This window comes from Mycobacterium colombiense (genome assembly GCF_001665835.1).
Classification (GTDB): Bacteria; Actinomycetota; Actinomycetes; order Mycobacteriales; family Mycobacteriaceae; genus Mycobacterium; species Mycobacterium colombiense_A.
Genome location: NZ_LZSX01000065.1, coordinates 82839 through 89948, shown reverse-complemented (window position 1 = coordinate 89948; position 7110 = coordinate 82839). Strand labels below are relative to the sequence as shown.

The window sequence follows — 7110 nt, the reverse complement described above, 5'->3', positions numbered from 1 at the left end:
GCCTACGGGCACTTCGGCCGCACCGACATCGAACTGCCCTGGGAGCAACTGAACAAGGTCGACGACCTCAAGCGCGCCGTCTAAGCGCCGGGTTCCGCCTTTTGACACTCCTCAGTCTCGCCTGTCCGACGAGCAAAAGACCGCGACCAGAACAGGATTGCCGTGAGCGAACTGCCGCCCGACCTGTACTACACCGCCGAACACGAGTGGGTTCAGCGCAGCGCGGAAGACAGGGCGCGGGTCGGAATCACCGACTTCGCGCAATCGGCACTAGGCGACATCGTTTTCGTTCAGCTGCCTGACGTCGGTGCCGAACTGACCGCCGGCGAATCCTTCGGCGAAGTGGAATCGACCAAATCGATGTCGGACCTGTACGCGCCGCTCTCAGGCAAGGTGGCCACTGTAAACAGCGATTTGGACGCCCGCCCGCAGTTGGTGAACTCCGACCCCTACGGCGCCGGCTGGCTGCTGGAGATCCAGCTCGAGGTGTCCGAGGTCGAGGCCCTCGACTCGGGTATCGCGCCACTGCTGGACGCGGACACGTACCGCCGCACACTCACCGAATGAAGGTGCTTGAGACCTACAAACACCGGCGTGCCTACAGCGCTGCGGCCCCTGGGACACTGAAAATGCGCGCTTCGGAAAACCTCTCAGATCAACGCTGACGCGTCGTACACCCAACTCACGTCGCCGGTCGCCAAACCCTCGAAGTGGTTCGGGGGAGCGAAGGCGACCAGGCTGTTCATGTCCCAATAGTCTTTCCAGACAGTCACTTTGCCGTCAACGACCTTGTGCACCGTCGCGAATCGCAGCACGCCCTGCTCGCCGGTGGCGAATGTCCATGTCTCGGAATGCTCGTAGAGCACGTCGGAGCCGTTGGACACCAGTACGCCGGTGTGGTTCTCATAGCCGGCCAACTGCTCGAGACCCATCCGGAGGCGTTTGACGATGTCCTCCGGCCCGCGGGCCGACAGCGCGGGAACCGGCATGTCGACATAGAGGCAGTCGTCGGACAGGAAGGTCTTGATCGCTTCCCAATCGCGCCGCGAAAGGGCCTGCCACAGCCCACGTACGACATCCTCGACCACGATCATAGATACCTCTGTCATAACGGCAAATACAACTCTGTTGTCGGCCCGGTGTCAATAAGTTGGCCGGGCTCACGCGGCGGTGGACCGCTAGCCGTCCACCGCAGCCATCGACCGGGCCGGCCCCAGGTTCACCGGCAAGGACGACCATCCCCGCAGGACGCGGGTTTCGCGCCTGCTTCCGGCGCCCGCCGCGTGCACTTCGGGGAAGCGGTCGAAAAACGTGCGCAGTCCGACTTCGCCCTCGGCACGCGCGAGGGCCGCGCCAAGGCAGAAGTGCCGGCCACCGGAAAAGGCGAGATGCCTTCCGGCGTTGTCCCTTTCGATGTCGAAGCGGTGCGGGTCGGGGAACACGGCGGGATCCCGATTGGCGGCGGCCAGATACACCACCACCAAATCGCCGCGCTCTAGCCGCCGGCCGGCTATCTCGACATCGTTGAGCGCCAACCGCGCGGTGAGCTGCACCGGCGACTCCAGCCGCAGGATCTCTTCGACGGCGTTGGGCCACAGCTCGGGGCGCCGCCGCAGGGTGTCGAGGTGCTGAGGCGCGTCCAACAGCATGCGGATGCCATTGCCGAGCAGATTCACTGTGGTCTCGAAACCGGCGGCCAACACCAGACCGGCGATCGCCTGCAATTCTTTCTCGTTGAGATACGTTTCCGCAGAGCCGCTTTCGGCGGTCTGGATCAGCTGGCTCATCAGATTTTCGCTGGGGTCCAGGCGCAACCGCTGCAGGTGCTCGTCGAGCCAGGAGCTGAAGCCGGCAATCCCGTCCTGCACGCTGCGGTACTGCCGCCATGGCAATCCGATGTCGAGGCTCGGCGCGGCCAGTTCACCGAATTCCAGCACCCGCCGCCGTTCGGACTCCGGCACGCCGAGGATGTCGCTGATGATCGAAACCGGTAGTTGCGCGCAGTACCGCCGGACGATGTCCACCACACCCACCTCGCCGGCCAGCCGGTCCAACAGGTCGGCGGCGGTCTGCTCCACCCGATCTCGCAGCGCGGCAACCGCTCTGGGGGTGAACACCGCCGATACGGTCTTGCGGTAGCGGGTGTGGTCGGGTGGCTCGACCGCCAGTAACGACGGTGCCCGCAGTGGATGCAGGAGGTCGTCGCGGGCGCGGCGCTCCAGCCATCGCAACGGCGCCGGCAGGTTCGATCCGAAGATCAGCACCCGGAAGTCATCGGACCGCAGCAGCTCATGGGCGAGCGCGTGATCCGCCGTCAGGTAGGCGACGCGGCCCTTCACCAGCTTGCCCCGGGCGCGGACCTCGTCGTAGTAGGGGACCGGGTCGGCGGCCACCGCCGGATCGGCGATCAGTCTGGCCTGGACATCACCGCGCCGGGCCCCGAGCGCGGCGGCTCCACGGATGAAGCCATGCATCGCGAACCAGTGCAATCGCTTCTTCACTGGCCCCTCCCTCGTCCGGGTGTCGTTTCGAGCCTAGGCCCCGACCACCTCGAGAGTCAGCACTGCGCGACGATTTTGAAGTCGGTGGTCACCACTTTGTTGGGGTTGCTGCTGTTGACGCCGTATGCGCTGCCCGTGATGGTGTACGCGTCGTTGGTGAGGTCGACGTGCGCGTCTCCCACCCCGCCTTGCCAGAAGCTGCCGGTGAAGCCATCGATATTGCGAATCTTCACCCACTGCGGCATCACCCGGTAACCGCTGAGCAGCACCACCGCTTCGACTCCGCCATCGCGGTCCGGAATGTTGATGCTGCGGTACATCTGGTCCTGGTGGCACGCGGGCGGGCGCGTCGTGTGGGTGGCGCCGTCGATGGTCAGACGGGCGGCCCGGCGCGGTGTCGTCTGCGCCGCGCTGCAGCCCGCGAGGCTGACGACGACCGCCGACAGGACCAAAGCGACTGTGAGCAACCGATTTTGCACCAGCCGACCTCCTTATTGTTGCTTCGGCACCAGCTTGGGTAGGGACTTGACGATGCTGCGTCGCACGAATTCCGGACTCAGACCTTTGAAAAAGTCAATCAGGCGAATACTTTTCGGCACATACCAATGCAACCGCTTCTGATTGTGGTAGGCCTGCCACGCCGTCTCGGCCACGCTGCTTGCCGGCATCAACCGGAGCATGCCCTTCTTGGGCGCGGTGGCCCGCAGTTGCTCGGCCGTCATGGGCGCGCCACCGTCGTCGGAGTGGTTGGTCGTCGTCGTGAGGATGGCGGTGTCGATCAGACCCGGCAGGACGTCGGCGACGCGCACCCCATGTCGATGCCACTCCACACTCAGTGCCTCGGTCAGACCTTTGACCGCGTGCTTGGTGGAGGAGTAGACGGCCAGGCGCGGCATGCCATAGGTGCCCGAGGACGACGACGTCGAGAACATCAGGCTGCCGGGGGTTTTCTTGAGGTAGGGCAGCGAGGCGTACGCGCCCGTCAGTACCGCCTTGAAGTTCACGTCGACGACGCGCATCGCGGCGTCATAGGGCACGTCCTCGAACCAGCCGGATTCGCCGATGCCGGCGTTGTTCCACATCATGTCCAGGCCACCACCGGTGTTGCCGGCGCAGAAGTCGGCCAGGGCGCCGTCGAGGGCCGCTTTGTCCGTCACATCGACGGCCCGGGTCCACAGCCGATCGCCACCGAGTTCGTCGCTCAGGGTCGCCAGGCCGGCGTCGTTGCGGTCGACCGCGCCCACGCGCCAACCCTTGGCGTGGAACAGCTTTGCTCCCTCGCGGCCCATGCCGCTGCCCGCGCCGGTGATGAAGACCGATTTCACGAGCGTCAGCCCGCCTCGGCCACGTCTTTGATGCGGTTCAGCGTCTTGGTCATGTCGCGGACGTTGCGGCGCTTGCGCAGAAAGCCGCCGAACAGCCAGTACACGCCGAGCCAGGGCGCCGGGTTGAGCCGAAACGACTCGGTGACGTCGGTCCCGCCGCCGCTGGGCGCGAGGCGGTAGTGCCAGTTGTTGACCGGCCTGTCACCGAGCAGCACCGTGAAGCCGAATTCGCGACCCGGTTCGCACGCGGTGACCTTGCACGTCGTCCAGTACACCGGGCCCATCTCGTTGCGCTTGACGTGGCCGCGGAATTTCGCGCCGAGGGCCGGGCCGGTCGCGTCGCCCAGCCACTCGGCTTCAAAAACCTCCGGGGAGAACTTTCCGGTGTTGCGGACGTCTGCGATGAGATCCCAGATCTTGGCCGCAGGCGCCGCCATATGAACAGTCGCCGAACCTTCCATGGGCTGATCCAAACACAGCTAGGCGCTGGGACATAGACCGCAGGTGCGTTTCATCAGCGCGGGACGGCCGCCTGGATCAGCCCGTTGAGGATCTGCTTGATGCCCTGGGCCGGGTGCGAGTACCAACCGATTGGCAGGCCGGATTGCGCGCCGCACTTTGGCCAGGCCTCCACGCCCTCTTCGGCGAAAACCCGGTTGGCCACGGCGATTTGCTGCTCCCTGGACGCGGCAGCGGGGTTACCGACGCCGCCGTAGCGGGCCCAGGTGCCCGGTTTGAATTGCAGCCCACCGTATTCGCCGTTACCCGTGTTGGCGTGCCAGTTGCCACCGGATTCACACTGGGCGATCGCGTCCCAGTTGGGAGCTGGTTCCGCGCTCACCACACCCGTGGACGAAACCATCGACGCTGCAACGAACCCGCCGACCGCTACGGACTTGACGAGAAACTTGCAGAGATAATTCATGTCCAGGATTTCGGCGCGTGTGGCCAAAGCGTTACCTATTCGAAAATGGCGCGAGATATGCCATCTATCTGCGGAAACCGCGTTATCGGCAGGCCAAATCGGACCGTTAGAAATCGGTGAGGAAAAATTAAGTTATTGCTGGCAATACGACTGCGTCGCTGATGACAGGGCCTTTTGGTACAGGCCGTCGAGCTGACGAGCCCGGATGACGCCGCTTCGCGCGGCGTCGCGCTGCGCGGCACATTCCGGCGAGTGCAGCAGGTTCCAGTTGGCCGAAATCTGGGTCAGCATCGTCCGGTTGAAGGCGTCGATCGCCGACCGCGATGCGGAGAGGTCCGGCGAGTCGGCCGGAGCGCTTGCCGGGTTCAGCTTCCAGTCCGCGAACCGGCTGTATTCGATGGCCTCGGTGGCACCGATCTGGTCCCCGAAAATCCGGGTGACGTAGTCGCGGTCGACGTGTTCCGCGTCGGCCTCGTCGCCCAGTTCGGCCAGCTCCTGTTGGACGCGGGCCGGGTCTTCGATGGCGCCGTGCTGGTTCCACTTGTAGGCGGCGACGGGCTCGGCAACCTGCAGCCGTTGCGCGGCGGCGTCGAGCAAGGGGGTCAATCGGCTCGCCGAGTCGGCCCGCACCGGCGCCACAAGCATCGCCAGGCCTCCCATCACGGCACCACAGCGCGCGGCCGCGGCCACGCGGGACGGGCGAACGCTGCGGTGCATGACGATGATTCTGGCGTGTCGGTGGCCCCGAGTCGGCCGGGACGCTCCGACGGGATGTCGTCACAGTGATCATTTGTTCCCGGACGACGAAACCACCGGGCTATCGGCCCCTAAACGCACTACTGCGCCTGACGAAGTTGTCAGGCGCAGTAGTGAACGAGCCGAGCGAAGGGTTATCCGCCGCCGCCCTGGGTGGCGCCCAGAGCGCCCTGCAAGTCGGGCTTCATGGCGTTGAGCTGGGCTCCCCAGTACTCCCAGCTGTGAGTCCCGTTGGCGTCGAAGTTGAACACCGCGTTGTGGCCACCGGCCGCGTTGTAGGCATCCCGGAACTTCAGGTTGCTGCTCCGTACGAAGTTCTCCAGGAACTCGGCGGGCATGTTCGCCCCACCCAACTCAGATGGCGTTCCGTTACCGCAGTAGATCCAGAGGCGGGTGTTGTTACCGGCCAGCGCCCCGACCTGAAGCGTCGGGTCGTTGCGCTGCCAGGCCGGATCGCTCGACGGCCCCCACATGGCGTCGGGCTTGTAGCCGCCGGCATCGCCCATTGCGAGACCGATCAGGGAGGGCCCCATCCCCTGGGAGGGGTCCATCAGGGCCGACAGCGAGCCGGCGTAGATGAACTGTCCCGGGTGGTTCACGGCCAAGATCAGCGCTGAGGAGCCGGACATCGAGATACCGACCGCGGCGCTGCCGTTGGACTTGACGCTCTTGTTGGAGGCCAGATACCCGGGCAGTTCGCTGGTCAGGAAGGTCTCCCACTTGTAAGTCGTGCAGCCGGCCTTACCGCACGCCGGACCGTACCAGTCGGCGTAGAAGCTGGACTGGCCGCCGACCGGCATGACGATCGACAGACCCGACTTGTAGTACCACTCGAACGCCGGTGTGTTGATGTCCCAGCCGTTGTAGTCGTCTTGAGCCCGTAGACCGTCCAGTAGGTACACCGCGGGAGAACCGTTGCCGCCGCTCTGGAACTGGACCTTGATGTTGCGGCCCATGCCCGCGGACGGCACTTGCAGGTACTCGACGGGCAGACCCGGACGCGAAAACGCGTTCGCTGTCGGGGCACCGCCGGCAAGACCGATCAGGCCCGGCAGTGTGGCTGCCGCCGCTGTGCCGACCAAAAGCCGGCGCCCCCAGGCCCGGACCTTCTCGCTCAGATCTGTCATACCTGCCCCTTGTCGATGTGGTCAGTGTGATCGTGGTCTCACAGGAATTTACCGTGTGAGTCCGCGAAATGTCGATTAGGACGCGAACGCGTCTCGTTTCGGCATCGCTTTTCACCTCATAATTTCGCCACCCGGCACAACCGGGCGGCGACAGGCGACGCGTACCCGCTCGACCACGGTCCAACCCGTCGGGTCAAGAAGTGCCAGGCAGCACGGCTCCTCAGGCGCGGTGAGCGCCGAGAACCTCCGGGATACGCCGCGTTATAGAAAGCACCCGAAATGAAGCCCGCGCCGGATTTCGGGATGCGTCGCGACCGGACGGCTGCGCTTCGCATCTTTGACCGTTTCAAGGCGTCGCCGCGCAACCGCGACACCGATAAATATTTTCTCGGCCGATAAAACGATGTGGCTTTTGCCGCCGACCGGCCGGCGCCCACATCCGTGGCACGTCGGCGGCCGCGCCCGCGCTTCCCGGG

Annotated in this window: 10 protein-coding genes; 2 read left to right on the top strand and 8 right to left on the bottom strand. The window is 65.1% G+C overall.

Going from position 1 to position 7110, the window contains the following annotated elements; translation table 11 throughout:
• The coding region (locus A5760_RS27345; protein WP_231122629.1) for a hypothetical protein at positions 1 to 84 on the top strand (84 nt) is incomplete at its 5' end.
• A gap of 78 nt (positions 85 to 162) precedes the next feature.
• Complete coding sequence (gene gcvH, locus A5760_RS13300; protein ID WP_064881416.1) at positions 163 to 567, top strand: glycine cleavage system protein GcvH; 405 nt, start codon at positions 163 to 165, stop codon at positions 565 to 567.
• A gap of 83 nt (positions 568 to 650) precedes the next feature.
• On the opposite strand, the gene A5760_RS13295 is transcribed toward gcvH, so the two are convergent.
• From A5760_RS13295 to ag85B, 8 genes are all read right to left on the bottom strand, one after another.
• Positions 651 to 1094, bottom strand: a complete 444-nt coding sequence (locus tag A5760_RS13295; RefSeq protein ID WP_064881414.1) for a nuclear transport factor 2 family protein — start codon at positions 1092 to 1094, stop codon at positions 651 to 653.
• Positions 1095 to 1178: 84 nt separating this feature from the next.
• The gene (locus A5760_RS13290; protein ID WP_064881412.1) at positions 1179 to 2501 is read right to left on the bottom strand and encodes a cytochrome P450; all 1323 of its coding nucleotides are present in this window, start codon (positions 2499 to 2501) and stop codon (positions 1179 to 1181) included.
• Positions 2502 to 2557: 56 nt separating this feature from the next.
• Positions 2558 to 2980, bottom strand: a complete 423-nt coding sequence (locus A5760_RS13285; protein ID WP_064881410.1) for a lipoprotein LpqH — start codon at positions 2978 to 2980, stop codon at positions 2558 to 2560.
• A 12-nt stretch (positions 2981 to 2992) separates the two neighbouring features.
• On the bottom strand, positions 2993 to 3826 hold the full coding sequence (locus tag A5760_RS13280) for an SDR family oxidoreductase (protein ID WP_064881408.1): 834 nt from the start codon (positions 3824 to 3826) through the stop codon (positions 2993 to 2995).
• Between the two features lie 5 nt (positions 3827 to 3831).
• Entirely contained in the window at positions 3832 to 4305 is a 474-nt protein-coding gene (locus A5760_RS13275; protein WP_196772084.1) for an SRPBCC family protein, read from the bottom strand.
• Positions 4306 to 4340: 35 nt separating this feature from the next.
• On the bottom strand, positions 4341 to 4778 hold the full coding sequence (gene rpfC / locus A5760_RS13270; RefSeq protein WP_064881404.1) for a resuscitation-promoting factor RpfC: 438 nt from the start codon (positions 4776 to 4778) through the stop codon (positions 4341 to 4343).
• 105 nt (positions 4779 to 4883) lie between these two features.
• The gene (locus tag A5760_RS13265) at positions 4884 to 5411 is read right to left on the bottom strand and encodes a chorismate mutase (RefSeq protein ID WP_419538244.1); all 528 of its coding nucleotides are present in this window, start codon (positions 5409 to 5411) and stop codon (positions 4884 to 4886) included.
• A 230-nt stretch (positions 5412 to 5641) separates the two neighbouring features.
• Complete coding sequence (gene ag85B / locus A5760_RS13260) at positions 5642 to 6634, bottom strand: diacylglycerol acyltransferase/mycolyltransferase Ag85B (protein ID WP_064881400.1); 993 nt, start codon at positions 6632 to 6634, stop codon at positions 5642 to 5644.
• Between the last annotated feature and the right edge of the window lie 476 nt (positions 6635 to 7110).